We start from the raw sequence: 24029 nt of genomic DNA, 5'->3' as shown, positions 1-24029 counted from the left end.
CCGCATGAACGAGCCGCTGGAGCCGCTGGAGTACCACCGGCTCCAGCGGGCCGCTCCGTGGGCGCCCTGGCGCCCGCTGGTGGGCGTCGTGACGCTCAGCGTCGTCTTCGTGGTCCTGGCGCCCGTGGTGAGCCTCGCGGCGTTCACCGTCGGGCTGGGGATCAGCGGCGCCGACGTCACGAGCTCGGTGGAGCGGATGCTCGACACCGACCACGTGACCCCGCTGGGCCTGGCCTACCTCAACGTCGCCATCGCCCTGATGATCCCGGCGACCTGGCTGGTCGCGTGGGCGCTGCACCGCCAGCGGCCCGGGTGGCTGGCCTCGGTGGCGCCCCGGATCCGCTGGCGCTGGCTGCTGATCTGCCTGGGCCTGGCGTTCCTCGCGCTCCTGGTGACCCTCATGGTCGCCGCGGTGGTGCCGGCCAGCGAGGACGCCGGCGAGGTGAGCACCCAGCTCAACGGCTGGACCACGACCACGCGCGACTTCGTGCTGGTCGTGCTGCTGCTGACCCCGCTGCAGGCGGCGGGGGAGGAGTACGTCTTCCGCGGCTACCTCACCCAGGCCTTCGGCGGGCTGGTCCGCTCGCGCTGGCTCGCGGTGGTGGGACCGGCGCTGCTCTTCGCGCTGGCGCACGGCGCGCAGGACCCGCAGATCTTCGTCGACCGGTTCGCCTTCGGGCTGGTCGCCGGGATCCTGGTGATCCTCACCGGGGGCCTGGAGGCGGGCATCGCGATGCACGTGCTGAACAACTTCTTCGCCTTCGGCCTGGCGCTCGCGTTCGGCGACATCACCACCGTGCTGAACCCCACCGGCGGCAGCTGGTGGAGCCTCGCGACCACGCTCACCCAGTCGGTGTCGTTCCTCGTGTTGAGCGTCGGGGCGGCCCGTCTCCTGGGCCTCCGGACGGTCGCGAAGCCCCCCGTTTTGGCGCCGTCGGACACCCGTGTGTAATGTTTCCGATCGTGCCCAGCCGCGCAGCGGAGGGGACACAAACACTGGAAAGTCAGTGGGATATGGTGTAATTGGCAGCACGACTGATTCTGGTTCAGTTAGTCTAGGTTCGAGTCCTAGTATCCCAGCGAGATCGAGACCACACGGTCACGATTTTGAAGCAGAACTGCGAAAGCGATAAAGTTCTGCGAGTCAGGCCGAGAGAGATCCGCAAGGATTGATCGAGGATGACAAGGCAAGCCCCCGTTGTGTAGCGGCCTAGCACGTCGCCCTCTCAAGGCGGTAGCGCCGGTTCGAATCCGGTCGGGGGTACGTCGAAGCGAAGGGCCCGGATCCGCAAGGATCCGGGCCCTTCGTGCATTTCCCGCCGAGTCGGCTTTTGTGGTCCGCCGAGTCGGCGCGTGTGGTGTGCCGAGTCGTCGCTTGTGGCGCTGGTCTCACGCGTTCGCCGAGGGGTACGCCGTGTGCGCGGTGTCACAGCTCTCGACTCGTGCGCGAGAACTCTCGACTCGCGCGCGAGAACTCTCGACTCGAGCGTCAGAAGTCTCGATTCAACGAGTGGGGTCAGGCGCAGAGGCCGTTGGCGAGGGCCTGGGCGCGCCGGGCGTCCTCCTCGTCGCTGCCGCCCGCGCCGCCCCCGCCGTTGCCGGTGCCACCGCCCTGCGAGGGGCGCCCGGAGGGGCTGCCGGACGGCTCGCCCGCGGTGCCGTCCGGCGGGTCGGCGACGGTGATGCTGTCGTCGGAGAACTCCGCGCCGAGCGGCTGGTCGGCCGCGATGCGCTTCCACAGCCGGGAGGCCTCGGGCGACCACTGCAGGCGGTTCTCGTCGGGCGGGTACGCCTCGAAGGGGACCGTCACGAAGCGGATGTCGGCCAGGTCGGTGTGGCGGAACTCCATGGCCAGGTCGGCCAGCTTGCGCAGGCTGTCGAGGTCCTCGTCGACCTGGATGGAGTCTGCGACGGCGCTGAGGAAGTCGTAGATCCGCGTCGGCTGGGCCAGCGTGTCCGCGGAGAGCACCCGGTTGAGCAGGGAGGCGATGAAGGCCTGCTGGCGCTTCATCCGGCCGATGTCCCCGGTGACCGAGAGCTGGGTGCGCTCGCGCACGTAGTTGAGCGAGTCGCGGCCGTCGAGCACCTGGGTGCCGGCGTCGAGGAAGATGTTGTGTGCGGGGTCGTTCACGGCCTTGGGCAGGCACACCGTGACCCCGCCGACCGCGTCGACCATGTCGACGAAGCCGCCGAACTCCAGCACCAGGTAGTGGTCGATGAACAGCCCGGTGAGGCTCTCCACCGTCTGCACCGCGCACGTCGGACCGCCCACGGCGTACGCCGTGTTGAACATCGCCGGGTCCTCGCCCGCGACCCTGCCCTCGGCGGTGCGGCAGTCGGGGCGCGCCACCATCGCGTCGCGCGGCAGGCTCACGCCGTACGCCGAGCGCCGGTCTGCGGAGATGTGCAGCAGGATGCTGACGTCCGAGCCGCCGCCACCGCCCTCCTCGTCGATGCCGCAGCCCTCGCAGTCGCGCTCGTCGATGCCCATCACCAGGATGTTGAGTGGCGCCTTGGGCCCGTCGTGCCGCTTCTTGCTGACCTCGTGCGGGATCTCCCCGCCCGCCTCGATGCGCCCGTCGATGCGCTGGTAGGCCACCGTCACCACCAGCGCCGTGAGCAGGGCCATCACGAGCTGGGTCGCCAGGACGACCCGGAGGACGGTCCGGCGGTGCGGCGGCGTCTGACTCGGGGTCTCGGGCACATGTCCATGCTGACACCAGGAGGGTCACCGGTGCGCGACTTCGGCCCGACGCGATCCGGGCCGTCGTGTCCGATTCCCGCCGGAAGGCGCTCGGGGCGGAGGTGGATGATGGGGTCATGAGCACGTCGAGCCGGCTGGACCGCGAGTCCTGCTACCGCGCGGTGAAGTCGCGCGACCGGCGTTTCGACGGCACCTTCTACACCGCGGTCCGCACGACCGGGATCTACTGCCGGCCCAGCTGTCCGGCCCGCACCCCGGCGTACGCCAACGTCACCTTCCACCCGACCGCGGCCGCGGCCCAGGCGGCCGGCTACCGCGCCTGCAAGCGCTGCCTGCCCGACGCCACCCCGGGCAGCCCCGACTGGGACGTGGCCGCGAGCGTCGCCGGCCGCGCGATGCGGCTGATCTCCGACGGCGTCGTCGACCGCGAGGGCGTCGAGGGGCTCGCCCGGCGCGTCGGCTACACGCCGCGCCACCTCGGCCGGATCCTGGTCGCCGAGCTCGGGGCCGGGCCGCTCGCGCTCGCCCGGGCCCGCCGGGCGCAGACCGCACGAGTGCTGGTCGACACCACCGACCTGGCCCTCGCCGACGTGGCGTTCGCCGCCGGGTTCGCCAGCGTGCGCCAGTTCAACGAGACCGTGCGCGAGGTCTACGCCGCGAGCCCGAGCGAGCTGCGCGGTCGCCGCGCCGGGCGTCCGGCGACCGGCACCGTCACGCTGCGCCTCGCGGTGCGCACGCCGTTCGCCGGACGGGCGCTGCTCGCGTTCCTCGCCCACCACCTGGTGCCGGGCGTCGAGGTGGCCCGGGTGGGGTCGGACGGCACCGGCTCCTACGAGCGGACCCTCGACCTCCCGCACGGCTCGGGCACGCTGCGCCTCGACCTCGGGGACGAGACCCGCGCCGGGGCCACGGCGTTCGTGCCGGCCACGCTGCGCCTCACCGACCTGCGCGACGTCCCCGCGGCCCTCGAGCGCGCGCGGCGCCTCCTCGACGGCGACTGCGACCCGGTGGCGGTGGGGGAGCACTTCGCCGGTGACCCCGTGGTCGGCCCGCTGGTACGTCGGACCCCGGGGCTGCGCGTGCCCGGCCACGTCGACGGCGACGAGCTCGCGGTGCGCACCGTGATCGGCCAGCAGGTCAGCGTCGCCGGCGCCTGCACGGTCGCCGGGCGCCTGGTCGCGGTGCACGGGCGCCCGGTCGAGACCGGCGCGCCGGGCCTGACCCACGTGTTCCCCCGTGCCGGCGACCTCGCCGACGTGGACCCCGAGAGCCTGCCGATGCCCCGGTCCCGCGGCCGCGCGCTGGTCGGCCTCGCCCGGGCCCTCGCCGACGGGAACCTCGCACTGGACCGCGGCGCCGACCGCGACGACGTGCGCCGGGCGCTGCTCGCGCTGCCCGGGATCGGCCCGTGGACGGCCGACTACGTGGCGCTGCGCGCCCTGGGCGACCCGGACGTGATGCTGCCCAGCGACGTCGGCGTCCGCAACGCGCTGCGCGGCCTGGGCCACGACCCGGCCGCGGTGCTCGCCGCCGCCGAGCGGTGGCGCCCCTGGCGTTCCTACGCCCTGCTGCACCTGTGGGACACCCTGATGCCCCGCCCCGACCCCATCCCCCGGGAGAGCTGACCATGTGGACCACCATCGAGAGCCCCGTCGGCGAGCTGCGCCTCGTCGAGCAGGACGGCGCGCTGAGCGCGATCGAGTTCACGCCGTTCCGCGACCCTGGTCCCGACGGGCCGCGCGCGGACGACGTACCGGTGCTGCGGGAGACCGCACGCCAGCTCGCGGCGTACTTCGCCCGTGAGCTGACCGAGTTCGACCTGCCGCTGGCGCCGCGCGGCACCGAGTTCCAGCACCGGGTCTGGGCCGAGCTGCGCGCGATCCCGTGGGGGCGCACCGCGAGCTACGGCGAGGTCGCGCGCCGCCTCGGGCTGACCAACGCGGCCTCGCGCGCCGTCGGCCTGGCCAACGGGCGCAACCCGGTCCCGATCGTGGTGCCGTGCCACCGGGTGATCGGGGCGAACGGCACCCTCACCGGGTACGCCGGGGGGCTGCCGCGCAAGCAGCTGCTCCTCGACCTCGAGCGGGCCGAGGAGCCCGTGCTGTTCTAGCGGGGGGCGGGACGTGGGGGAGGGCTCAGCCCTCGGCGGCGGCGCGGCGCAGCGACTCGGAGAGCCGCTCGGCGGCCGCGAGGACGGCGGGTGCGTGCATCCGGCCGGGCTGGCGCGAGAGCCGCTCCAGCGGGCCGGAGACCGAGACCGCGGCGATGATCTTGCCGCTGGGGGAGCGGACCGGGGCCGAGACGGACGCGACGCCCTGCTCGCGCTCGCCGACCGACTGCGCCCAGCCGCGCCGGCGGATGCCGGAGAGGGCGGCGGCGGAGAACGCGGCGTTCTGCAGGCCGCGGTGCATGCGCTCGGGGTCCTCCCAGGCGAGCAGCACCTGGGCGGCCGAGCCGGCGCGCATGGTCAGCTGCGAGCCGACCGGGATGGTGTCGCGCAGGCCGCTGGGACGCTCGGCGGCGGCGACGCACACGCGGTGCTCGCCCTGGCGGCGCCACAGCTGGGCGGACTCACCGGTGATGTCGCGCAGCCGGGCCAGCACCGGGCCGGCGGTGGCCAGGAGGCGGTCCTCGCCGGCGGCGGCGGACAGCTCGGAGAGGCGGGGCCCCAGCACGAAGCGGCCCTGCATGTCGCGAGCGACGAGGCGGTGGTGCTCCAGCGCGACGGCGAGGCGGTGGGCGGTGGGCCGGGCGAGGCCGGTGGCGCCGACGAGGCCGGCAAGGGTCGCAGGTCCCGACTCGAGGGCAGTGAGCACGAGGGCGGCCTTGTCGAGCACGCCCACGCCGCTGGAGGTGTCCATATGCCAATACTGTCGTCTCAGAACATGGGATGCAAGTCGGTACGCCGCGGTCGGCCGCCCGAGGCTGCCGGGCCGGGCGAACGGGGCGCCGCCCGGGGTGCGGTGCCGTCGCGGAGGCCGACTCGTGACCCACTCGTAATCTCATATGTCGAGAATCGAATCTCATCTTATGGGATCGCGGGGTTAGCCTCGATCTTCGTAAGCAGGACGTACACGAGGGAGTGGACATGGGCAGGACACTGGCGGAGAAGGTGTGGGACGAGCATGTCGTCCGGTCGGCCGAGGGGGAGCCGGACCTGCTCTTCATCGACCTCCACCTCATCCACGAGGTGACCTCGCCGCAGGCGTTCGACGGCCTGCGCCTGGCCGGCCGCACGGTCCGCCGCCCCGACCTCACGCTGGCGACCGAGGACCACAACGTCCCCACCCTGAACTGGGACAAGCCGATCGCCGACCCGGTCTCGCGCATCCAGATCGAGACGCTGCGCAAGAACTGCGAGGAGTTCGGCATCCGGCTGCACCCGCTCGGCGACGTCGAGCAGGGCATCGTGCACGTGGTCGGCCCGCAGCTGGGCCTGACCCAGCCCGGCATGACGATCGTGTGCGGCGACTCCCACACCGCCACCCACGGCGCCTTCGGCGCGATCGCGCACGGCATCGGCACCTCCGAGGTCGAGCACGTCCTGGCGACCCAGACGCTGTCCCAGGCGAAGCCGAAGACCTGCTCGGTCACGGTCAACGGCAGCCTCCCCGAGGGGGTCACCGCCAAGGACCTGATCCTCTACCTGATCACCCAGGTCGGCACCGGCGCCGGCATGGGCTACATCGTGGAGTACCGCGGCCAGGCGATCCGCGAGCTCTCGATGGAGGGCCGGATGACGGTGTGCAACATGAGCATCGAGTGGGGCGCGAAGGCGGGCATGATCGCCCCCGACGAGACCACCTTCGCCTACCTCGAGGGCAAGCCCGAGGCGCCCAAGGGTGCCGAGTGGGACGCCGCGGTCGAGCACTGGAAGACCTACTACACCGACGAGGACGCGGTCTTCGACAAGGAGATCGTCATCGACGCTTCCGACGTCACCCCGTGGGTCACCTGGGGCACCAACCCCGGACAGGGCGCCCCGCTGGCCGGCAGCGTCCCGGTCCCGGCCGAGTTCGCGGACCCGATCGAGCGCACCGCCGCCGAGAACGCCCTGGAGTACATGGGCCTGGAGCCCGGCACGACGCTGCGCGACGTCGCCGTGGACCACGTGTTCATCGGGTCGTGCACCAACGGCCGTCTCGACGACCTGCGCGCCGCGGCCGTGGTGCTCGAGGGCCAGCGGGTCGCCGACAGCGTCAAGATGATCGTCGTCCCCGGCTCGGCGCGGGTGCGCCTGGAGGCCGAGGCCGAGGGCCTGGACAAGGTCTTCCTCGCCGCCGGCGCGGAGTGGCGCGGCGCCGGCTGCTCGATGTGCCTGGGCATGAACGACGACAAGCTCGACGGCCCGGTCCGCACGGCGTCGACCTCCAACCGCAACTTCGAGGGCCGTCAGGGCACCGGCGTGCGCACGCACCTGGTGTCGGTCCCGGTGGCCGCGGCCACCGCGGTCCGCGGCACCCTCTCGTCCCCGGCCGACCTCGTGTCGGCCACGGTCTGATCGCAGGAGCACTGACATGGAGAAGTTCATCAGCCACACCGGTGTGGCCGCTCCGCTGCGTCGCAGTGACGTCGACACCGACATGATCATCCCGGGCGACTTCCTCAAGAGGATCACCCGCACCGGCTTCGAGGACGGGCTGTTCTTCGGCCTCTTCAAGGACCCGGAGTTCGTGCTCAACAAGGAGGGCTTCCGCGGCTCCTCGGTGCTCGTGGCCGGGCCCAACTTCGGCACCGGCTCCTCGCGCGAGCACGCCGTGTGGGCGCTGCAGGACTACGGCTTCAAGGTGATCGTCTCGCCGCGCTTCGGCGACATCTTCCGCGGCAACTCCGGCAAGTCCGGGCTGCTGACGGTCCAGATCGACGAGGCCCGCGTCGTGGAGCTGTGGGACCTGCTCGACGCCGCCCCCGGCACCGAGGTCACCGTGGACCTGGAGAACCGTGAGGTCCGGGTCGGCGACACCTTCGTCGCGCCGTTCCAGATCGACGACTACACCCGCTGGCGCTTCATGGAGGGCCTCGACGACATCGGCATCACGCTGAGCCACGAGGACGACCTGATCGCCTACGAGGCCACGCGCCCCAGCTGGCGGGCCCGGACCATCCCGGCCTGACCCACCCCACGGCGTACGACGGGCCGCGGTCCCCTGCGAGGGGGGCCGCGGCCCGTCGCCGTACCGCAGAAAAGTCGGCGGGTTGCCCGTGGGGCGTTGTGGCCGGCCCCGGGAGTGCCTACCGTGCCGTGCAGAGCGGCGCTACCGCACGCGCCGCCGCGACCACGCGGCTCGGCCGGGCGCCGGTCCCACCGGTGGTCCTTCGTCAAAGGGGAAGCCAGTGAACAAGACCCAGCTCATCGATGCCCTCGCCGCCCACTTCGAGGGCAACCGCCGGGCCGCGGCGCACGCGCTCGACTCCGTCCTCGACACCATCACCCGCGAGGTCGCGAAGGGCGAGAAGGTCGCGATCACCGGGTTCGGGTCCTTCGAGAAGCGGGTCCGCGAGGGCCGCTGGGTGCGCAACCCGCAGACCGGCGACCGAGTGCACACCCAGACCAGGGAGGTGCCGGCCTTCCGGCCCGGTGCGGACCTCAAGAACGTCGTCTCGGGCGCCAAGATGCTGCCCCAGCTCACCATCGCCGTGGCCACGGCGCCGATGAAGGCGGCCGCCTCGGCCGCTCGCAAGGCGGCGGCGGGCGCGGCGCCCGCGAGGCCTGCTGCCGCTGGGGCGGCGGCGAAGAAGAGCACCACGACGACGAAGGCGGCGGCGTCGAAGACCACGCCTGCCAAGGCGGCAGGGTCCGGCACCGCGAACGGCTCGGCGACCACCTCGAGCGCCAAGAAGGCGGCATCGGGGTCGACGGCGAAGAAGTCGAGCGCCACGAAGGCGTCCGCGAAGAAGACCACGTCCAAGGCGACCGCCCCGTCGGCCGCGAAGAAGACCACGGCCAAGAAGACCACCGCGAAGAAGACCACCGCGAAGAAGTCGTCCGGGAGCAGCACCGCGAAGAAGAGCACGTCCTCGACGGCGAAGAAGACCGCCTCGGGGTCGTGAGCGGGCGGGCGCCCGCGGGGGTCAGGGGAGCAGGTCGAGGCGGGCCGCGAGCGCGCGCGTGCGGGGGCCGACGCCGAGGACGAGGGCTCGCGCGAGGTCGTCGAGGTCGTCGACGTCGAGGCGCAGGCTGGCGAGCTCGCCACGCACCTCGAGCGCGAGCTCGTCGTGCGCCGCCCGCGATCCGGGGCCGAACCGGGGCGCGAACTCCTCCACCGCAGCGGTGTAGAGCGTGGTGCCCTCGCCGGCCGCGTCGGCGACGAAGAACGACTGGTCGCTGCGGGACGCGACCGTGGCCAGGGCCTCGTCGAGGTCGTCGGGACGCAGGGCCGGGAGGTCCGCGCACAGGGCCACCGGGCGCAGGTCGGGCCAGCGCCGCGCCGCCTCGAGCGCCGCCTGGCGCAGGCTGGAGTTGAGGTCGCCGGTGACGGCGTCGGGGATCGCCGACCAGCCGGCGGCGCGCACCTCGCGGGCGAAGGCCGCGTCGTCGGTCGCCACGAGCACCGCGCCGACCAGCCGGGCCGCACCGCAGGCGGCGATGGTGTCGAGCGCGAAGGCCGCCGCGAGCTCCTGGCGCGCGGCGTCGGGCAGGCCGACCAGACGCGACTTGCCGAACGCCGGGGGCTTCACCGGGACGACGACGCTGAAGGCGGGGTGGGAGGGGGCGGGCGCGGACATCGCCCGCGATCCTGTCAGGTCCGGCGCCGGCTCGCGAGGCGGGGCGGGTCCGCGACGCCGAGAGAGCGAGTAGCCTGCCGTGGTGCGGCGCGAGGATGCGCCGGGTGGTCGGCCGTGGGCCGCGGAGAGAGGGAACGAGGCTCGGGGTGACGGTGCGCAAGGTCGAGGCCGAGCGGGGATGGCCCTGGCGCCTCGCGGTTCTGCTGGTCAAGCCCCCGCTGCTGGCCACGACGCGCCAGGACTGGCAGGGCGGCGAGCGGATCCCCGCCTCGGGCGGGTGCCTGGTGGTGCTCAACCACGTCTCGCACGCGGACCCGTTCACCGCGGCGCACATCGTCTACGACCACGGCCGGCTGCCGCGCTACCTGGCCAAGTCCGGGCTGTTCCGCACCAGGATCCTGGCCCGGTTCCTCAACGCGCTGGGCCAGATCCCGGTGGACCGGCACTCCGCGAACGCCGCCGGCGCCTACGACGCCGCGGTGGCCGCCGTACGCCGCGGCGACTGCGTGGTGGTCTACCCGGAGGGCACGATCACCCGCGACCCCGACGGCTGGCCGATGGTCGGCAAGTCCGGTGCCGCGCGGATCGCGCTGGCGACCGGGTGCCCGGTCGTCCCGATCGGCCAGTGGGGCGCCCAGGAGCTGCTCCCGCCGTACTCGGCCCGGTTCCGGCCGTTCCCGCGCAAGACGATCCACATGCGCGTGGGGGAGCCGGTGCGCCTGGACGACCTGCGTGCGCAGGAGGTGAGCGCCCAGACGATCCGGGCCGCCAGCGACCGGATCATGACCGCGATCACCGATCTGGTCGCACAGGTCCGCGGCCAGGAGCCGCCGACGGTACGGTACGACCCGCGCCGAGACGGGACCCCCCGGACCGGTGACCAGCAGCCCGATCAGCACCGGAGGGACCAGGCATGAGCGCAGGCAAGGTCGCCGTCCTCGGCGCGGGCTCCTGGGGGACGGCGTTCTCCATCGTGCTCGCCGATGCGGGCAACGAGGTCACCATCTGGGGTCGCCGCGAGGAGGTCTGCGCCTCGATCAACGAGCAGCACGAGAACGTCGAGTACCTCCCCGGGGTCCAGCTGCCGCCCACGGTGACCGCGACCCACGACCCCGAGAAGGCCGTGGCCGGGGCCGACGTGGTGGTCCTCGCCGTGCCCTCGCAGTCGCTGCGGGCCAACCTGACCGAGTGGGCGCCGTTCATCGACGACTCCGCGGTCATGGTGTCGCTGATGAAGGGCGTGGAGCTCGGCACGCTGAACCGGATGAGCGAGGTGATCGCCCAGGTCACCGGCGCCGGTCCCGAGCGGATCGCCGTGATCAGCGGCCCCAACCTCGCCAAGGAGATCGCGCGTCGCGAGCCGGCCGCCTCGGTGGTGGCCTGCGCCGACGAGGACGTCGCGAAGATGCTCCAGGCCCGGTCCAACTCGCCGGCGTTCCGCCCCTACACCTCGGTCGACGTGCTGGGCTGCGAGCTGGGCGGGGCGTACAAGAACGTCGTCGGGCTCTGCGTCGGCATGGCCGTCGGGCTGGGCTTCGGCGACAACACCACCGCCTCGCTGATCACCCGCGGGCTGGCGGAGACCGCGCGGCTGGCGATGAAGCTCGGCGCGAACCCGCTCACGCTGATGGGCCTGGCCGGTCTCGGCGACCTGGTCGCGACCTGCTCCTCCCCGCTGTCGCGCAACCGCAGCTTCGGCGAGAAGCTCGGCCAGGGCATGACCACCGACGAGATCGTCGCCTCCACCCGTCAGGTCGCCGAGGGCGCGAAGTCGTGCTCCTCGCTGCGCGCCCTCGCCGAGCGCAACGGCGTCGACGCCCCCATCGCGGTCGCCGTGGACGACGTCGTCGCCGGCAGGACCACCGCCGTCGACATGATGGACGCCTTCATGGCGCGGGAGACCAAGGCCGAGACAGACTGACGAACTACCCCTCGCGCAACCCCAAGCCCCGGCTCGCGAGGTCAGGTGAGGTCGTCGAGGGCGGTGGCGAGGTCGTTCCAGAGGTCCTCGACGTCCTCGACGCCGACGGACATGCGGACCAGCGCGTCGGGGACGGTGGCGGGCTCGCCCTTCCATCGGCGGCGGCGCTCGAAGGTGGACTCGACGCCGCCGAGGCTGGTGGTGTGCACCCACAGGCGGGTCTTGCGCGTGAACAGGTCGGCGGCCATCGCGCCCTGGGCGAGGACCACCGAGACCATCGCGCCGAAGCCGGGGTAGCGCACCTCGCTGATCGCGGGGTGCTCGCCGAGGCGGACCGCGAGCTCGGCGGCGTTGGCCTGGGCGCGCTCGACGCGCAGGTGCAGGGTCCGCAGGCCGCGCAGCGCGAGGAACGCCTCGAGGGTGCCCGGCACGGCGCCGACCAGGTCGCGGCGGCCCTTCAGGACGCCGAACAGCTCGGGGTCCTCCACCACGAGCGCACCCATCAGGATGTCGCTGTGCCCGGAGAGGTACTTCGTCGCCGAGTGCACGACGATGTCGGCGCCGAGCTCCAGCGGCTTCTGCAGCAGGGGAGTGGCGAAGGTGTTGTCCACCACGACGTGGGCGCCCGCGTCGCGGGCCGCTGTGGCGATCGTCTCGATGTCGGCGACCTCGAGCATCGGGTTGGTCGGTGACTCCAGCCACACCAGGGCGGCGTCCTCGCAGGCCGCGACGTACGCCGCGGTGTCGGTCACGTCGACCAGCCGCGAGCGGATCCGGCCCCGCGCCTCGAGGTCGCCCAGCTGCATGATCGTGCCGTTGTAGGAGTGCCGCGGCGCGACCACGGTGGCGCCCTGTCCGACCAGGTCCAGGACGGTGGCGACCGCGGCCAGGCCCGAGGAGAAGGCGAGCGCGCGCCCGCCCTCCAGGGCGCCGAGAGCCTCCTCGAAGGCCTGCCAGGTGGGGTTGCCGTAGCGGCCGTACTCGCGGTCCCCGCCGGCGACGTAGGTCGAGGCGAGGGTCAGCGGGGTGTTCAGCGGCTGGTCCGGCTCGTGGGGCGGGCGTCCGGCGTGGACGCCGAGGGTCGCAGGGCTCACGTGGTCGAGGGGGGTGTCCGTCACTTCTTCACGGTATCGACCCGGCTAACCTCGTCGTCGTGCTGACCACCCTCCTGAACGGACGTGCCTTCGGTGAGCGGTTCGGCTCCAACGAGGCCAGAGTGGTCGCCCTCCACGGGTGGGGCCGCTCGCGTGCCGACTGGAGCGCGACCCTCGACGGGTACGACGCCCTCGCCCTCGACCTGCCCGGCTTCGGGGCCACCCCGGCGCCCGAGACCGGCTGGGACACCGCGGCGTACGCCGACTGGACCGCGGAGATCCTCGCCGACCTGGAGCGCCCCGTGCTGCTCGGGCACTCCTTCGGCGGCCGGGTCGCCGTCCAGCTCGCCGCGACCCGCCCCGAGCTGGTCCGCGGGCTGGTGCTGACCGGCGTACCGCTGCTGCGTCCCGAGGCCACGGGGAGCACCTCGTCCGGCCCGAAGCTCGGCTACCGCGTGGTCCGCGCCCTGCACCGCCGCGGCCTGGTCTCCGACGCGCGCATGGAGGCGCTGCGCCAGAAGCACGGCTCCGCCGACTACCGCGCCGCCCAGGGGGTGATGCGCGAGGTGCTCGTCAAGGCCGTCAACGAGGAGTACGCCGACCAGCTCGCCGCCGTGCGCGAGCACGGCGTGCCGGTGGCCATGGTCTGGGGCGAGCACGACACCGCCGCCACCGTGGAGATGGCGCGCCGCGCCCAGGCGCTCCTCGGCCCGCAGGCCACGCTCGACGTGGTCGCCGGCTCCGCCCACCTGCTCGACCCTGCGCTGGTCACCGCGATCCGCGCCCAGATCGACCGCCTCGGAGGCACTGCATGAGCACGCTGGAGATCCTCTGCACGGTGGGGGTCACGCTGCTGGTCCTGCTCAGCCAGCTGCGCTGGCTGCGCGTCGCCCAGCGCGAGCACTACGAGCCCGGCCGGCTCTTCGCGATCGCCGCGATCTGGGCGCGCGCGGGCTGGATCAACACGCTGGGGCTCGTGGGTGTCGTCGCCGGCACCGTGCTCGCCGTCGACCCGCTCTCGGCCTGGACGGTGCTGCTCCCCGCGCTGTTCTGGTTCGCCTGGCCCGAGGGCCTCGCGGTGTGGCCGTCCTCCTCGCGGGTCGTCTTCACCGACCGCGTCAAGCGGCTCGCCGCCGTCATCGTGGTCCTCGAGCTCGTGCTCGCCGCCGGTCTCACCGCGGTCGGGCTCATCGGCCTGCTGCCGATCCTGGCGCTCCCGGTCGCCGAGCTGGCGCAGCTCATCACCGCGCCCGTCGAGCGCGCCATGGGGCGCAAGTACCAGGTCGCGGCCGCGGCCAAGATGCGCAAGCTCGACCCCCGCGTCGTCGCGATCACCGGCTCCTACGGCAAGACCTCGACCAAGAACTACGCCGCGCACCTGATGTCCGGGCGCTGGGCGACGCTGGCCAGCCCCGCGAGCTTCAACAACGCGATGGGCCTCTCCCGCGCGGTCAACGACCGCCTCGAGGGCGGCACCGACGTGTTCGTCGCCGAGATGGGCACCTACGGCCCCGGCGAGATCGCTGCGCTGTGCGAGGTGTTCCGCCCCGAGGTCTCCGCGATCACCACGATCGGCGAGGCCCACCTGGAGCGGATGAAGAACCGTGAGACCATCGTCCGCGCCAAGTCCGAGATCCTGCCGCCCGCGAGCACCGTCGTGCTCAACGTCGACGTCCCCGAGCTCGCGGCGATCGCCGACGAGATGGCCGCCACCAAGCGGGTGATCCGCGCCTCCGGCGGCGAGACCCCGGACGCCGACGTCGTCGTACGACGTGCCGGCGACGGCTGGGAGGTCGTGCTGTCGGGCGCGGTGCACCGCGTGGACCTGCCGGCCGAGGTGGGGCACCCGATCAACGTCGCGGTGGCCATCGGCCTGGCCCAGGCCGTGGACGTGCCGGAGCAGACGATCCTCGACCGGCTCCCCGGCATCCCCAGCACACCGCACCGCGCCGAGGCCACCCGCACCGAGACCGGGCTCACGGTCATCGACGACACCTACAACTCCAATCCGCAGGGCGCCGCGCAGGCGCTGGCCCGCGCGCGCGAGCTCGTCGGCGAGGGCGGGACCGTCTGGACGATCACGCCCGGTATGGTCGAGCTCGGCGCCTCGCAGCACGAGCGGAACGCCGACCTGGCTCGCGCGGCGACGGCGGACGACGGCATGATCCTGTGCGTCGTCGGTCGGACCAACCGTGCGGCGCTGGACTCCGGCACCGCCGGGCGGACCCGCCACTTCGCCACGCGCGAGGAGGCCGCCCAGCACGTCATGGCGCAGGCCGGGCCCGACGACGTGGTGCTGTACGAGAACGACCTCCCCAACCACTACCCGTAAACCGCGGGCGGAGCGGGAACCCCGAAGCAGACACGAGGAGACACAGTGGCAACCAAGGCGACCGTGGTGTTCGGCGGTCCGTCCGCCGAGCACGACATCAGCATCCTGACCGGGCTCCAGGCCGAGCGGGTGCTCGCCGGTGCCGGGCACACGGTGCAGTGCATCTACTGGGCGCGTAGCGACCAGTGGTTCCTGGTCCCGAGCAACACCGAGGCGCGCGACTACCTCGGCGGCCCGCCGTCCGGCTCGAAGCGCGTCGAGCTGCGCATCGGCGCGGAGAAGGGCGACGGCTTCTACATGAAGGCCGGCCTCGGCGGCGCCAAGCCGCTGGAGACCGGCACCATCATGAACTGCTTCCACGGCGGCGCCGGCGAGGGCGGCGGCGCCCAGGGCCTGTTCGCGCTGGCCGGGCTCAAGGCCACCGGCGGCACCGTCGCCGCGGCCGCGCTCGGCATGGACAAGCTGGCCTTCGGCGCGGTCATGGAGACCGCCGGCGTGCCGTGCCTCAAGCGGGTGCTGCTCTCCGCGGACGCCCCGCCGCCGTACGAGGGGCCCTACATCGTCAAGCCGCGCTTCGGCGGCTCCAGCATCGGCATCGAGGTCGTCGAGGACCACGCCACCGCCGTGGCGCTGCTCCAGACCAGCCCGCACCTGCGCGAGGGCGCGGTGGTCGAGCCGAACCGCCCCGACCTGTTCGACCTCAACATCTCGGTGCGCACCGCGCCGACCGTGCAGGTCTCCGAGATCGAGCGGCCGCTGCGGCCCACCGACGGCGCGATCTACTCCTACGCCGCCAAGTACCTGCACTCCGACGGCCTGGCCAGCGCCCCGCGCGAGTTCCCGGCGAACATCCCCGACGCGGTGCGCGACCGCATCAAGGAGCTCGCGGTCCGTGTCGTCGAGCTCACCGGCCTGACCGGCGTGCTGCGCATCGACTTCCTCTCCGACGGCACCGAGGTGTTCGTCAACGAGGTGAACTCGATCCCGGGCGCGATGGCGCTCTACCTGTGGCCGCAGACCACCCCCGGCGAGGTGCTCGGCAGCGCGCTGGCCGAGGCCGAGCGGGCCCGTCCGCGCGCGACCAGCAACTTCGAGGAGGGCGTCGCGCTGCGTGCCGCCGGCGGCATCGCCGGCAAGCTCGCGGCGCTGCCCGAGCAGCCGCGCTGAGCAGGCCCTGAGGCACCGACGCACGACGAAAGGGCCCGGGCCGGAGCGAGATGCTCCGGCCCGGGCCCTTCTTCGCTCGTGGCGGGTGGGGCTCAGGCGCCGCGGCGGACGGCGCGCTCGAGCAGGGTGCGCGCGACCTCGCCGAGGGAGGTGCCGCTCTCCTTGCAGGCGAACGGGAACACCGAGGTCTCGGTCGTCCCGGGCGTGATCGCGGTCTCGAGCAGCACGAACGTGCCGTCGGCGGAGACCACGAAGTCGGAGCGGGAGACGTCGTCGAGGCCGAGCACCCGGTGCGCCTCGCAGGCGACCTCGCCCAGCCCGGCGATCAGCTTGTCGTCGAGGTCGGGGCGGTGCAGGGAGACGAACTCGGCGGTGTAGCGGGCGCTGAAGTCGAACTCGTGGCCCTTCTCGTACTCGATCGCGATCGGCTCCAGGGAGCGGAGCCCCTCGTCGCCCTCGAGCACCACCACGCTCACGTCGATGCCGTCGTGGAAGCGCTCGATGAGGGCGTCCTCGCAGTAGGCGTAGCTGCCCACCAGGGCGGAGGGGAGCGCGCCGAGGCCGTCGACGCCGGTCACGCCCAGCGCGCTGCCGCCGCGTGCGGGCTTGACCACGACCCGGTCGCCGAGGCGGTCCATGACATGGCTCATCAGCGCGGTGGCGCCGATGTCGCGGAAGGTCTGGGCGGAGAGCCCGACGCTGTCGGGGACGGGGATCCCGGCGCGGCGCAGCAGCTCGCGCGCGGTGCCCTTGTCGTAGGCGACGCGGCAGGCGCGGCTGCGCGAGCCGACGTAGGGCAGGTCGATGAGCTCGAGCAGCGTCTGGATCTCGCCGTCCTCGCCGAACTGGCCGTGCAGCGCGGGCAGCGCGACCGCGACCTGGTCGCGCTCGAGGTCGTGGAGCAGGTTGCGGTCGAAGTCGTAGGTCTGGGCCTCGACCCCGAGCCCGCGCAGCTCGCGGACCAGGTTGCGCCCGCTCGACAGGGAGACGTCCCGCTCGTGGCTGAGGCCACCGGCGATGATGGCCACGGGTCCTGCGAAGTCCTCGATCGTCATGGGACGACGATCCCACATCGCCCCGCCGCCCCGGCGCGCAGGTTCAGCCGCCCCGGCGCGCAGGTTCAGCCGCAGCGGGGGGTCGTCTCGAAGCCGCTGAGCGGCTCCGCGAGCTCGCCGAAGGCGTCGAAGGCGACCTGGCCGCGGTACTGCGCGGGCACCACGAGCGCCACCCGCGGGGAGACCTCGACGGCGGTGGCGACCAGGTCCTGGTCCTCGTCGCGCTGGCTCGGCGGGACGAACCACGCCACGCCCGCGACGATGTCGCACTCCTCGGCCGGCGCGAGCTCCTCGGGCTCCGGTGCGCCGCAGATCACGGCGAGGCCGTCACCCCAGGCCCGCGCCGGGGCGTCGGGCGGGTCGACCTCGGCCGGCTCCAGGCCGGCCAGGTCGTCGGGCAGGGAGTCGAGGAAGTCCTCGCACACCGACCGCTCGGCCGCGGAGAGCTCGGGGGAGTCGACCTCGACGGCGTCGCTGCAACCGGCGAGCAGCGCGAGCGCCAGCACGAGGGGGAGTCCGGACATGGCCGCGCCCCGCGTCCGGAGGGACGCGAGGCGCGGGCGGGGCTGCTGGGGGTCCACTCAGATGTGGACGACCGGGCAGGTCAGCGTGCGGGTGATGCCCTCGAGGGTCTGCACCTTCGCGACGACCAGCTTGCCGAGCTCGTCGACGTTGCGCGCCTCGGCGCGGACGATCACGTCGTAGGGACCGGTGACGTCCTCGGCCAGGGTGACCCCGTTGACCTGGGCGATGGCTCGGGCGACCTCGGCGGCCTTGCCGACGTCGGTCTGGATCAGGATGTAGGCCTGGACGACCATCGCTCGTCTCCTCGGTGTGAAGGGGGCGTTGCAGGGGGATGCCGCTGCGCGCGGGGCAGGGGCCCCGACCGGCGGTTCAACCTACCCCGACCGGTGGCAGCGGCACACCCCGTGTCGTGGGGCACGTGGCGAAGACCTCGCTGCCGGGCCCGAGCGCGCCGCCCGGCCCGCGCGCCGGGTCTCTGGTGGACTGGGGGCATGCCGCTTGCACCCGACGCGACCCTCGCCGACGCCGGTGAGTTCGGCCTCCTCGCCGAGCTCCTGCCCCTCTTCCCCCAGGGCGAGCAGGTCCTGATCGGCCCCGGCGACGACGCCGCCGTGCTGCGCGTGCGCACCGGGCACGTCGTCGTCTCGACCGACCTGATGGTCGAGGGCCGCCATTTCCGCCGCGAGTGGTCCTCCGCCGCCGACGTGGGCCACCGCGCCGCCGCCCAGAACATCTCCGACATCAACGCGATGGGCGGCACCGCGACCTCGCTGACGATCGGCGTCGGCGCCCCGCCGGACCTGCCGGCCCAGTGGGTGCTCGACCTGGCCCGCGGCTTCGCCGAGGAGTGCGGCGAGGTCGGCGCGAGCGTGGTCGGCGGCGACCTGACGCGCGCCGACCAGGTGGTCATCGCCGTGACCGTGCTCGGTGCCTGCACCCAGGCCCCGGTGGTCCGCTCCGGTGCCGCACCCGGCGACGTCGTGGCGCTCGCCGGTCGGCAGGGCTGGGCCGCGGGCGGACTCGCCGTGCTGGGGCGCGGCTTCCGCTCCCCGCGGGTGCTGGTCGAGGCGCACCGCCGCCCGCAGCCGCCGTACGCCGCCGGGCCGATCGCCGCCGCGGCCGGGGCCACCGCGATGATCGACGTCTCCGACGGCCTGCTCGCCGAGGCCGGCCACCTGGCCACGGCCTCCGGGGTGGCGGTCAACGTGCGCGCCGACGCCTTCGACATCGCCGAGCCGCTGCACGCCGTCGGCGCCGCGCTCAACGCGGACCCGCTGCAGTTCGTGCTCACCGGTGGCGACGACCACGCGCTGCTGGCCACGTTCCCCGACGCGGCCTCCGTGCCGTCGGGCTGGCGGGTGGTCGGCGAGGTGCTCGAGGGCAGCGGCGTCACCGTCGACGGTCGGACCCACGTCGGCTCCGCCGGCTGGGCGCACTTCTGAGCCTCGCCCGGGGCCGGGACGGCGTACGACGTCTCCCGGCCCGGGGCAGGCACGCCGCGCCGCCGCCCGCGCTCCGGCGAGGGCGCGCACCCGTCCGGGCACACAGAAACGGCCGCCGTCCCGAGGGACGACGGCCGTTGCTGCTAGCTGAACTGGGTCAGCGGGAGACCTTGCCGGCCTTGAGGCAGCCGGTGCAGACGTTGAGGCGCTTCGGGGTGCCGTTGACGGTCGCCCGGACGCGCTGGATGTTGGGGTCGAAGCGACGCTTCGTGATCTTGCGCGACCAGGGTCGGTTGTTGCCGAAGCCCGGCTTCTTCGCGCAGATGTCGCAGACGGCAGCCACCGTGAACTCCTGAAAAATCGAGGTTGTGAACGAGGGGCCCGGCGGAGCGGGCAACCGAACGAGAGTATCCGATCGAGGCGCTCGCGAGAAAATCGCGGCTCGCCCCGGGTTCCCCGTGGGTGGGTCACCCCGCTCGGGCACCACTGACATTACCCTGACTCCTTCATCCGATCGACGGCGAGGCAGGCGATGCAGCAGGTACCCACGGGCGGCAGGCTGAGCCTGGGCCTCGTGCTGCGCTTCGTCGACGTCGCCTTCGACGCCCTCGCGGGGGCGCGCGAGGAGATCGACGCGCTCAACGTCTACCCCGTGCCCGACGGCGACACCGGCACCAACATGTACCTCACGATGTCGGCGGCGCGCGACGCGCTGCGCGAGGCCTGCGGCGGCGACGAGGGTGCGCCGCTGGGGGAGTCCATGGCGACGTTCGCCCGCGGCGCGCTGCTGGGCGCGCGGGGCAACTCCGGGGTGATCCTGAGCGAGATGCTCGGCGCGATCGCGCGCCGGATCGTGCGCGCCGACCCCGCGGAGCCCAACGCCACGGTGATGGCCGAGGCGCTCCAGGCCGCCAGCGACGCGGCGTACGCCGCCGTCGGCACGCCGGTCGAGGGCACGATGCTGAGCGTGATGCGGGCCGCGGCGGCCGCGGCCCTCGAGTGCGCGGGGCGCGCCGGGTCCCGCGCCCGCGACGTCTTCGCCGCCGCCGCCGGCGCCGCCCGCGAGGCCCTCGCACGCACCCCCGAGCAGCTGCGGGTGCTCGCCGACGCGGGTGTGGTCGACGCGGGCGGGCGCGGGCTGAGCGTGATCCTCGACGCGGCCGAGACCGTGCTCACCGGTCGCCGCCCGGTGCCGGTCACCGCGCCGATCGGCGCCCGGACGATCCCGGTCCCGGTGACGCCGCTGCCCGAGGGCGACCTGACCGCCGACGGTCCCGCCTACGAGGTGATGTACCTGCTCGACGCCGAGGACGACCGGATCGCGCCGCTGCGCGCCACGCTGGCCGGGCTCGGCGACTCCCTCGTGGTGGTCGGCGGCGAGGGCCTGTGGAACGTCCACGTCCACACCGACGACGTCGGCGCCGCCATCGAGGCCGGCATCGAGGCCGGCCGTCCCCGCCGCGTGCGGGTCACCCACTTCGCCGAGCAGGTCGCCGCCCGGACCTCGCAGGCGCGCAGCGGGCGCCGGATCGTGGCGGTCGCCGCCGGTCCCGGCCTGGCCCGGCTCTTCGAGGAGGCCGGCGCGATCGTGCTGCCCGGCGGCCCCGGCCGCCGCCCCTCGACCGGGGAGGTCCTCGCGGCGATCCGCGACTGCGGCGCCTGCGAGGTCGTGGTGCTGCCCAACGACCCCGACTCGGTGCGGGTGGCGCGTGCCGCCGCCTCGATGGCCGAGAACGACCCCGACCTCGAGGGCATCCGGGTCGCGGTGATCGCCACCCAGGCCCAGGTGCAGGGCCTCGCCGCCCTCGCGGTCCACGAGCCCGGCCGGGTCTTCGACCAGGACGTGCTCGAGATGACCGCCACCGCCCGGCACGCGCGCCACGGCGCGGTCACGGTCGCGGCGCGGCAGGCGATGACGATGGCCGGTCCCTGTGAGCCCGGCGACGTGCTCGGCGTGGTGGCCGGGGACTTCGTGGTGGTGGGGGACGACCGCTACGCGGTCGCGACCGACGTGCTGGAGCGGCTGCTCGGCGGAGGTGGCGACCTGGTGACGGTGGTCGCCGGCGCCGAGGACGCCGACGGCGGGCTCGCGGCCCGCTGCGCGGCGTACGTCGAGGCGCACCACCCGGCTGTCGACGTCGTGGTGTACGACGGTGGCCAGGAGCGCTACCCGCTCCTGGTGTCGGTGGAATAGGTCGGGAGGAGCCGCGTGATCACCCTGGAGTCGCCGATCGAGGCGGTGCTGGCCGGGCACGCCAAGGCCGACCGGATCACCGAGGGCCTGGGTCTGCGCACGGTGGGGGACCTGCTGCACCACTTCCCGCGCCGCTACCTGCGCACCGGCGAGCTGACCCGCCTCGACGAGCTCGAGGAGGGCAGCATCCTCACCTTCGTCGGCGACGTCGTCGAGAGCGCGGAGCGCACCTACACCGACCGGCGCACCGGGCGCACGGCGTACCGCCTCGACGTCCGGGTGCGCGCCGACGGCGCCACGTTGCGCATGTCGTTCTTCGCCAAGAGCGCCCACATCAACCGCTGGCAGGCCGGTCGGCTGAGCGTGGGGCGCCGCGGGGTGTTCCTGGGCAAGGTGAGCAGCTTCCGCGGGGAGTGGCAGCTGACCAACCCGCAGATGACCCTCTTCGGCAGCGGCGAGGAGGACTCCGCGCTGATGTCGCTGGACGCGATGCGCGAGCTGTTCCCGATCTACCCGCTCACCAAGGGCGTGGAGTCCTGGGACCTCCAGCGCGCCGCCACCTTCGCGCTGACCGTGCTGGACGAGGTCCCCGAGCTGCTGCCCGAGGAGATCCGCACGACCTACTCCCTGCTCGACGCCCGCGAGGCGCTGCAGTCGATCCACGCCGCCGACTCCATGGAGGAGGTACGCCGCGCGCAGCGACGCTTCCGCTTCGAGGAGGCGCTGGTCACCCAGGTCGTGCTCGGCCGGCGCCGGCGCGAGCAGATGGCGCTCGGCGCCCAGGCGCGCCCCGGACGGCCCGGCGGGCTGCTGGAGGCCTTCGACGCCCGGCTGCCCTTCGAGCTGACCGGCGGCCAGCGCGAGGTGGCCGCGGAGATCGAGCACGACCTGGCCCAGCCGCACCCGATGAACCGCCTGCTCCAGGGCGAGGTCGGCTCCGGCAAGACGCTGGTGGCGCTGCGCGCGATGCTGCGCGTGGTCGACTCCGGCGGGCAGGCCGCGCTGCTCGCGCCCACCGAGGTGCTCGCCCAGCAGCACCACCGCACGATCACCGCGATGCTGGGCGACCTCGGCATGGGCGGGTTGTTCGGCGCCGCCGAGGGCACCACCGTCGAGCTGCTCACCGGGTCGATGACCAAGACCCAGCGCAAGGCGCCGCTGAGCCGCCTGGTGACCGGCGAGGCCGGGATCGTGGTCGGCACCCACGCACTGCTCGAGGACCAGGTGATGTTCGCCGACCTCGGTCTGGTCGTGGTCGACGAGCAGCACCGCTTCGGCGTCGAGCAGCGCGCCGCGCTGACCGACAAGGCCGGGAGCCCTCCGCACGTGCTGGTGATGACGGCCACGCCGATCCCGCGCACGGTGGCGATGACCGTCTTCGGCGACCTCGAGGTCTCCACGCTCACCGAGCTGCCCGCCGGGCGCGCCCCGATCCAGACCAACGTGGTGCCGCTGGGCGAGCAGCCGCTGTGGATCGACCGGGCCTGGGCCCGGCTGCGCGAGGAGATCGAGGCCGGCCACCAGGCCTACGTCGTGTGCCCGCGCATCGTCCGCGACGAGATGGAGGCCGGCGAGCACGACCAGCTCGACCTCGACGAGGAGGACAACCTCGTCGTCGACCGCACCGGCACCGGCCTCAGCTCGGTGGTCGACGTGGCCGCCGACCTCGCCGACGGCCCGCTGCGTGGCCTGCGCATCGGGGTGCTCCACGGTCGGCTGCCGGCCGAGGAGAAGGACCGCACGATGCGCGCCTTCGCCGCCGGCGACCTCGACGTGCTGGTCTCGACGACGGTCATCGAGGTCGGCGTCGACGTCGCCAACGCCACCGCGATGGTGATCCTCGACGCGGACCGGTTCGGGGTCTCCCAGCTGCACCAGCTGCGCGGCCGCGTCGGTCGTGGCGGGCTGCCGGGCCTGTGCCTGCTGGTCACCCGCGCCGAGGCCGGGTCGCCCGCCCGGGGGCGCCTGGACGCCGTGGCCGCCACCAGCGACGGCTTCGAGCTCAGCCGCGTCGACCTCGAGCAGCGCCGCGAGGGCGACGTGCTCGGCAAGAACCAGTCCGGCTACCGCTCCAGCCTGCAGAACCTCCGGGTGCTGCGCGACGAGAAGACCATCCGCGAGGCTCGCGAGGCCGCCTCCCTGCTCCTCGACACCGACTTCGAGCTGCGCCACGCGCCGGAGCTCGCGGCGGCGGTCGCGGAGATGGAGCGCTCCGTGCAGTCCGACTACCTCGAGAAGTCGTGAACCGATGACCCGCATCATCGCCGGCCGCGCCGGCGGCCGCCGCCTGTCCACCCCACCGGGCACCGCCACCCGGCCCACCAGCGACCGGGTCCGCGAGGCGCTGTTCTCCGCGGTGGAGTCGTGGTGCGGCTCGCTGGCCGGCCTGCGCGTCCTGGACCTGTACGCCGGGTCCGGCGCGGTCGGCCTGGAGGCCTGGTCGCGGGGCGCGGCGGCGGTGACGCTGGTCGAGTCCGACCGGCGCACCGCGGCCCTGGTCACCGCGAACGCCCGCGAGATCGGGGCCGGCGAGGCCCAGGTCGTCACCGGCGCGGTGGCCTCCGTGCTGGCCCGCCCGCCGGCCGCGGCGTACGACGTGGTGTTCGCCGACCCGCCGTACCCGCTGTCCGACGAGGCGGTCGCCGACGACCTCCGCGCGCTCGTCGCCCACGGCTGGCTGGCGCCCGACGCGCTGGTGGTCGTGGAGCGCTCCGCGCGCAGCCCCGAGCCCGCCTGGCCCGAGGGCCTGGAGCCGCACCGACGGCGTGCCTACGGCGAGACCGTGCTCTGGTACGGTCACGCGGCCCCGCCCCCGGAGGCCGAGGCCCCGCAGTCGTCCGACAGCCACCACCAGCCCGAAGGGGAGTGA

Annotated in this window: 23 protein-coding genes and 2 tRNA genes; 17 read left to right on the top strand and 8 right to left on the bottom strand. The window is 73.7% G+C overall.

Going from position 1 to position 24029, the window contains the following annotated elements:
• Nucleotides 1-4 precede the first annotated feature (4 nt).
• From HOQ23_RS02290 to HOQ23_RS02280, 3 genes are all read left to right on the top strand, one after another.
• The gene (locus tag HOQ23_RS02290) at nucleotides 5-952 is read left to right on the top strand and encodes a CPBP family intramembrane glutamic endopeptidase (protein WP_172211427.1); all 948 of its coding nucleotides are present in this window, start codon (nucleotides 5-7) and stop codon (nucleotides 950-952) included.
• Nucleotides 953-1008: 56 nt separating this feature from the next.
• A tRNA-Gln gene (locus HOQ23_RS02285) sits at nucleotides 1009-1080 on the top strand.
• A 111-nt stretch (nucleotides 1081-1191) separates the two neighbouring features.
• Nucleotides 1192-1264, top strand: a tRNA-Glu gene (locus HOQ23_RS02280).
• 252 nt (nucleotides 1265-1516) lie between these two features.
• Here the strand turns inward: HOQ23_RS02280 and HOQ23_RS02275 are convergent.
• Nucleotides 1517-2704 (bottom strand): LCP family protein, encoded by a 1188-nt coding sequence (locus tag HOQ23_RS02275; protein WP_172211425.1) that lies wholly within the window; start codon nucleotides 2702-2704, stop codon nucleotides 1517-1519.
• Between the two features lie 116 nt (nucleotides 2705-2820).
• Between HOQ23_RS02275 and HOQ23_RS02270 the strand changes: the two genes are divergently transcribed.
• Nucleotides 2821-4329 carry a DNA-3-methyladenine glycosylase 2 family protein gene (locus tag HOQ23_RS02270; RefSeq protein WP_172211423.1) on the top strand — a complete coding sequence of 503 codons (1509 nt, stop codon included), beginning with the start codon at nucleotides 2821-2823 and terminating at the stop codon, nucleotides 4327-4329.
• 2 nt (nucleotides 4330-4331) lie between these two features.
• Nucleotides 4332-4814 (top strand): methylated-DNA--[protein]-cysteine S-methyltransferase, encoded by a 483-nt coding sequence (locus HOQ23_RS02265; protein WP_172211421.1) that lies wholly within the window; start codon nucleotides 4332-4334, stop codon nucleotides 4812-4814.
• 25 nt (nucleotides 4815-4839) lie between these two features.
• Here the strand turns inward: HOQ23_RS02265 and HOQ23_RS02260 are convergent, their stop codons facing one another.
• On the bottom strand, nucleotides 4840-5565 hold the full coding sequence (locus HOQ23_RS02260; RefSeq protein ID WP_153322594.1) for an IclR family transcriptional regulator: 726 nt from the start codon (nucleotides 5563-5565) through the stop codon (nucleotides 4840-4842).
• A 227-nt stretch (nucleotides 5566-5792) separates the two neighbouring features.
• Between HOQ23_RS02260 and leuC the strand changes: the two genes are divergently transcribed.
• The 3 genes from leuC to HOQ23_RS02245 all read left to right on the top strand — a co-directional run bounded on the left by leuC (nucleotide 5793) and on the right by HOQ23_RS02245 (nucleotide 8755).
• Nucleotides 5793-7205: a 3-isopropylmalate dehydratase large subunit gene (gene leuC / locus HOQ23_RS02255; protein WP_172211419.1), complete on the top strand. Its 1413-nt coding sequence runs from the start codon at nucleotides 5793-5795 to the stop codon at nucleotides 7203-7205.
• Between the two features lie 16 nt (nucleotides 7206-7221).
• Nucleotides 7222-7818, top strand: coding sequence for a 3-isopropylmalate dehydratase small subunit (leuD, locus tag HOQ23_RS02250; RefSeq protein ID WP_172211417.1), 597 nt, complete (start codon nucleotides 7222-7224; stop codon nucleotides 7816-7818).
• A gap of 220 nt (nucleotides 7819-8038) precedes the next feature.
• Entirely contained in the window at nucleotides 8039-8755 is a 717-nt protein-coding gene (locus HOQ23_RS02245; RefSeq protein ID WP_172211415.1) for an HU family DNA-binding protein, read from the top strand.
• A gap of 21 nt (nucleotides 8756-8776) precedes the next feature.
• Here HOQ23_RS02245 and cofC read toward each other — a convergent pair whose 3' ends face one another.
• Nucleotides 8777-9430 (bottom strand): 2-phospho-L-lactate guanylyltransferase, encoded by a 654-nt coding sequence (gene cofC / locus HOQ23_RS02240; RefSeq protein WP_172211412.1) that lies wholly within the window; start codon nucleotides 9428-9430, stop codon nucleotides 8777-8779.
• Between the two features lie 146 nt (nucleotides 9431-9576).
• Here cofC and HOQ23_RS02235 point away from each other — a divergent pair, with 146 nt between their 5' ends.
• Together HOQ23_RS02235 and HOQ23_RS02230 are read left to right on the top strand one after the other, a co-directional pair.
• Nucleotides 9577-10347, top strand: coding sequence for a lysophospholipid acyltransferase family protein (locus HOQ23_RS02235; RefSeq protein ID WP_172211410.1), 771 nt, complete (start codon nucleotides 9577-9579; stop codon nucleotides 10345-10347).
• Entirely contained in the window at nucleotides 10344-11351 is a 1008-nt protein-coding gene (locus HOQ23_RS02230) for an NAD(P)H-dependent glycerol-3-phosphate dehydrogenase (RefSeq protein WP_172211408.1), read from the top strand. The genes HOQ23_RS02235 and HOQ23_RS02230 overlap by 4 nt, the downstream gene beginning before the upstream one ends.
• A 41-nt stretch (nucleotides 11352-11392) precedes the next feature.
• On the opposite strand, the gene HOQ23_RS02225 is transcribed toward HOQ23_RS02230, so the two are convergent.
• On the bottom strand, nucleotides 11393-12469 hold the full coding sequence (locus HOQ23_RS02225; RefSeq protein ID WP_172211406.1) for an aminotransferase class I/II-fold pyridoxal phosphate-dependent enzyme: 1077 nt from the start codon (nucleotides 12467-12469) through the stop codon (nucleotides 11393-11395).
• Between the two features lie 35 nt (nucleotides 12470-12504).
• Between HOQ23_RS02225 and HOQ23_RS02220 the strand changes: the two genes are divergently transcribed.
• The 3 genes from HOQ23_RS02220 to HOQ23_RS21425 are packed head-to-tail and all read left to right on the top strand — an operon-like array spanning nucleotide 12505 to nucleotide 15944.
• Nucleotides 12505-13260, top strand: coding sequence for an alpha/beta fold hydrolase (locus HOQ23_RS02220; RefSeq protein WP_172211404.1), 756 nt, complete (start codon nucleotides 12505-12507; stop codon nucleotides 13258-13260).
• On the top strand, nucleotides 13257-14777 hold the full coding sequence (locus tag HOQ23_RS02215; protein WP_172211402.1) for a UDP-N-acetylmuramoyl-tripeptide--D-alanyl-D-alanine ligase: 1521 nt from the start codon (nucleotides 13257-13259) through the stop codon (nucleotides 14775-14777). The genes HOQ23_RS02220 and HOQ23_RS02215 overlap by 4 nt, the downstream gene beginning before the upstream one ends.
• A 45-nt stretch (nucleotides 14778-14822) precedes the next feature.
• Nucleotides 14823-15944, top strand: a complete 1122-nt coding sequence (locus tag HOQ23_RS21425) for a hypothetical protein (protein WP_172211400.1) — start codon at nucleotides 14823-14825, stop codon at nucleotides 15942-15944.
• 92 nt (nucleotides 15945-16036) lie between these two features.
• Here HOQ23_RS21425 and HOQ23_RS02205 read toward each other — a convergent pair whose 3' ends face one another.
• The 3 genes from HOQ23_RS02205 to HOQ23_RS02195 form a co-directional block, all read right to left on the bottom strand.
• On the bottom strand, nucleotides 16037-16999 hold the full coding sequence (locus HOQ23_RS02205; RefSeq protein WP_172211398.1) for a D-alanine--D-alanine ligase: 963 nt from the start codon (nucleotides 16997-16999) through the stop codon (nucleotides 16037-16039).
• A gap of 65 nt (nucleotides 17000-17064) precedes the next feature.
• Complete coding sequence (locus HOQ23_RS02200) at nucleotides 17065-17523, bottom strand: DUF3515 family protein (RefSeq protein ID WP_172211395.1); 459 nt, start codon at nucleotides 17521-17523, stop codon at nucleotides 17065-17067.
• 57 nt (nucleotides 17524-17580) lie between these two features.
• Nucleotides 17581-17817 carry an Lrp/AsnC family transcriptional regulator gene (locus tag HOQ23_RS02195; RefSeq protein ID WP_172211393.1) on the bottom strand — a complete coding sequence of 79 codons (237 nt, stop codon included), beginning with the start codon at nucleotides 17815-17817 and terminating at the stop codon, nucleotides 17581-17583.
• A gap of 198 nt (nucleotides 17818-18015) precedes the next feature.
• Here HOQ23_RS02195 and HOQ23_RS02190 point away from each other — a divergent pair, with 198 nt between their 5' ends.
• Nucleotides 18016-18966 (top strand): thiamine-phosphate kinase, encoded by a 951-nt coding sequence (locus HOQ23_RS02190; protein WP_172211391.1) that lies wholly within the window; start codon nucleotides 18016-18018, stop codon nucleotides 18964-18966.
• A gap of 157 nt (nucleotides 18967-19123) precedes the next feature.
• Here HOQ23_RS02190 and rpmB read toward each other — a convergent pair whose 3' ends face one another.
• The gene (gene rpmB / locus HOQ23_RS02185; protein WP_028645381.1) at nucleotides 19124-19309 is read right to left on the bottom strand and encodes a 50S ribosomal protein L28; all 186 of its coding nucleotides are present in this window, start codon (nucleotides 19307-19309) and stop codon (nucleotides 19124-19126) included.
• Between the two features lie 189 nt (nucleotides 19310-19498).
• On the opposite strand from rpmB, the gene HOQ23_RS02180 reads away from it, so the two are divergent.
• The 3 genes from HOQ23_RS02180 to rsmD are packed head-to-tail and all read left to right on the top strand — an operon-like array spanning nucleotide 19499 to nucleotide 24029.
• Nucleotides 19499-21160 carry a DAK2 domain-containing protein gene (locus HOQ23_RS02180; RefSeq protein WP_172211389.1) on the top strand — a complete coding sequence of 554 codons (1662 nt, stop codon included), beginning with the start codon at nucleotides 19499-19501 and terminating at the stop codon, nucleotides 21158-21160.
• A 15-nt stretch (nucleotides 21161-21175) separates the two neighbouring features.
• Entirely contained in the window at nucleotides 21176-23404 is a 2229-nt protein-coding gene (locus HOQ23_RS02175) for an ATP-dependent DNA helicase RecG (RefSeq protein ID WP_172211387.1), read from the top strand.
• Nucleotides 23405-23408: 4 nt separating this feature from the next.
• Complete coding sequence (gene rsmD, locus HOQ23_RS02170; RefSeq protein WP_172211385.1) at nucleotides 23409-24029, top strand: 16S rRNA (guanine(966)-N(2))-methyltransferase RsmD; 621 nt, start codon at nucleotides 23409-23411, stop codon at nucleotides 24027-24029.

The organism is Nocardioides sp. zg-DK7169 (genome assembly GCF_013155365.1).
In the GTDB taxonomy this organism is placed as follows: Bacteria; Actinomycetota; Actinomycetes; order Propionibacteriales; family Nocardioidaceae; genus Nocardioides.
Note: the sequence above shows the minus strand (reverse complement) of the source record. Positions and strands in the feature narration are given on the sequence as shown.

Bases quoted from the DNA above. Each gene is read 5' to 3' on its own strand.
- HOQ23_RS02290 (WP_172211427.1), top strand. From the start codon at position 5: ATGAACGAGCCGCTGGAGCCGCTGGAGTACCACCGGCTCCAGCGGGCC.
- HOQ23_RS02270 (WP_172211423.1), top strand. From the start codon at position 2,821: ATGAGCACGTCGAGCCGGCTGGACCGCGAGTCCTGCTACCGCGCGGTG.
- HOQ23_RS02265 (WP_172211421.1), top strand. From the start codon at position 4,332: ATGTGGACCACCATCGAGAGCCCCGTCGGCGAGCTGCGCCTCGTCGAG.
- HOQ23_RS02260 (WP_153322594.1), bottom strand. From the start codon at position 5,565: ATGGACACCTCCAGCGGCGTGGGCGTGCTCGACAAGGCCGCCCTCGTG.
- leuC (WP_172211419.1), top strand. From the start codon at position 5,793: ATGGGCAGGACACTGGCGGAGAAGGTGTGGGACGAGCATGTCGTCCGG.
- leuD (WP_172211417.1), top strand. From the start codon at position 7,222: ATGGAGAAGTTCATCAGCCACACCGGTGTGGCCGCTCCGCTGCGTCGC.
- cofC (WP_172211412.1), bottom strand. From the start codon at position 9,430: ATGTCCGCGCCCGCCCCCTCCCACCCCGCCTTCAGCGTCGTCGTCCCG.
- HOQ23_RS02230 (WP_172211408.1), top strand. From the start codon at position 10,344: ATGAGCGCAGGCAAGGTCGCCGTCCTCGGCGCGGGCTCCTGGGGGACG.
- HOQ23_RS02215 (WP_172211402.1), top strand. From the start codon at position 13,257: ATGAGCACGCTGGAGATCCTCTGCACGGTGGGGGTCACGCTGCTGGTC.
- HOQ23_RS02205 (WP_172211398.1), bottom strand. From the start codon at position 16,999: ATGACGATCGAGGACTTCGCAGGACCCGTGGCCATCATCGCCGGTGGC.
- HOQ23_RS02200 (WP_172211395.1), bottom strand. From the start codon at position 17,523: ATGTCCGGACTCCCCCTCGTGCTGGCGCTCGCGCTGCTCGCCGGTTGC.
- HOQ23_RS02195 (WP_172211393.1), bottom strand. From the start codon at position 17,817: ATGGTCGTCCAGGCCTACATCCTGATCCAGACCGACGTCGGCAAGGCC.
- HOQ23_RS02190 (WP_172211391.1), top strand. From the start codon at position 18,016: ATGCCGCTTGCACCCGACGCGACCCTCGCCGACGCCGGTGAGTTCGGC.
- HOQ23_RS02180 (WP_172211389.1), top strand. From the start codon at position 19,499: ATGCAGCAGGTACCCACGGGCGGCAGGCTGAGCCTGGGCCTCGTGCTG.
- rsmD (WP_172211385.1), top strand. From the start codon at position 23,409: ATGACCCGCATCATCGCCGGCCGCGCCGGCGGCCGCCGCCTGTCCACC.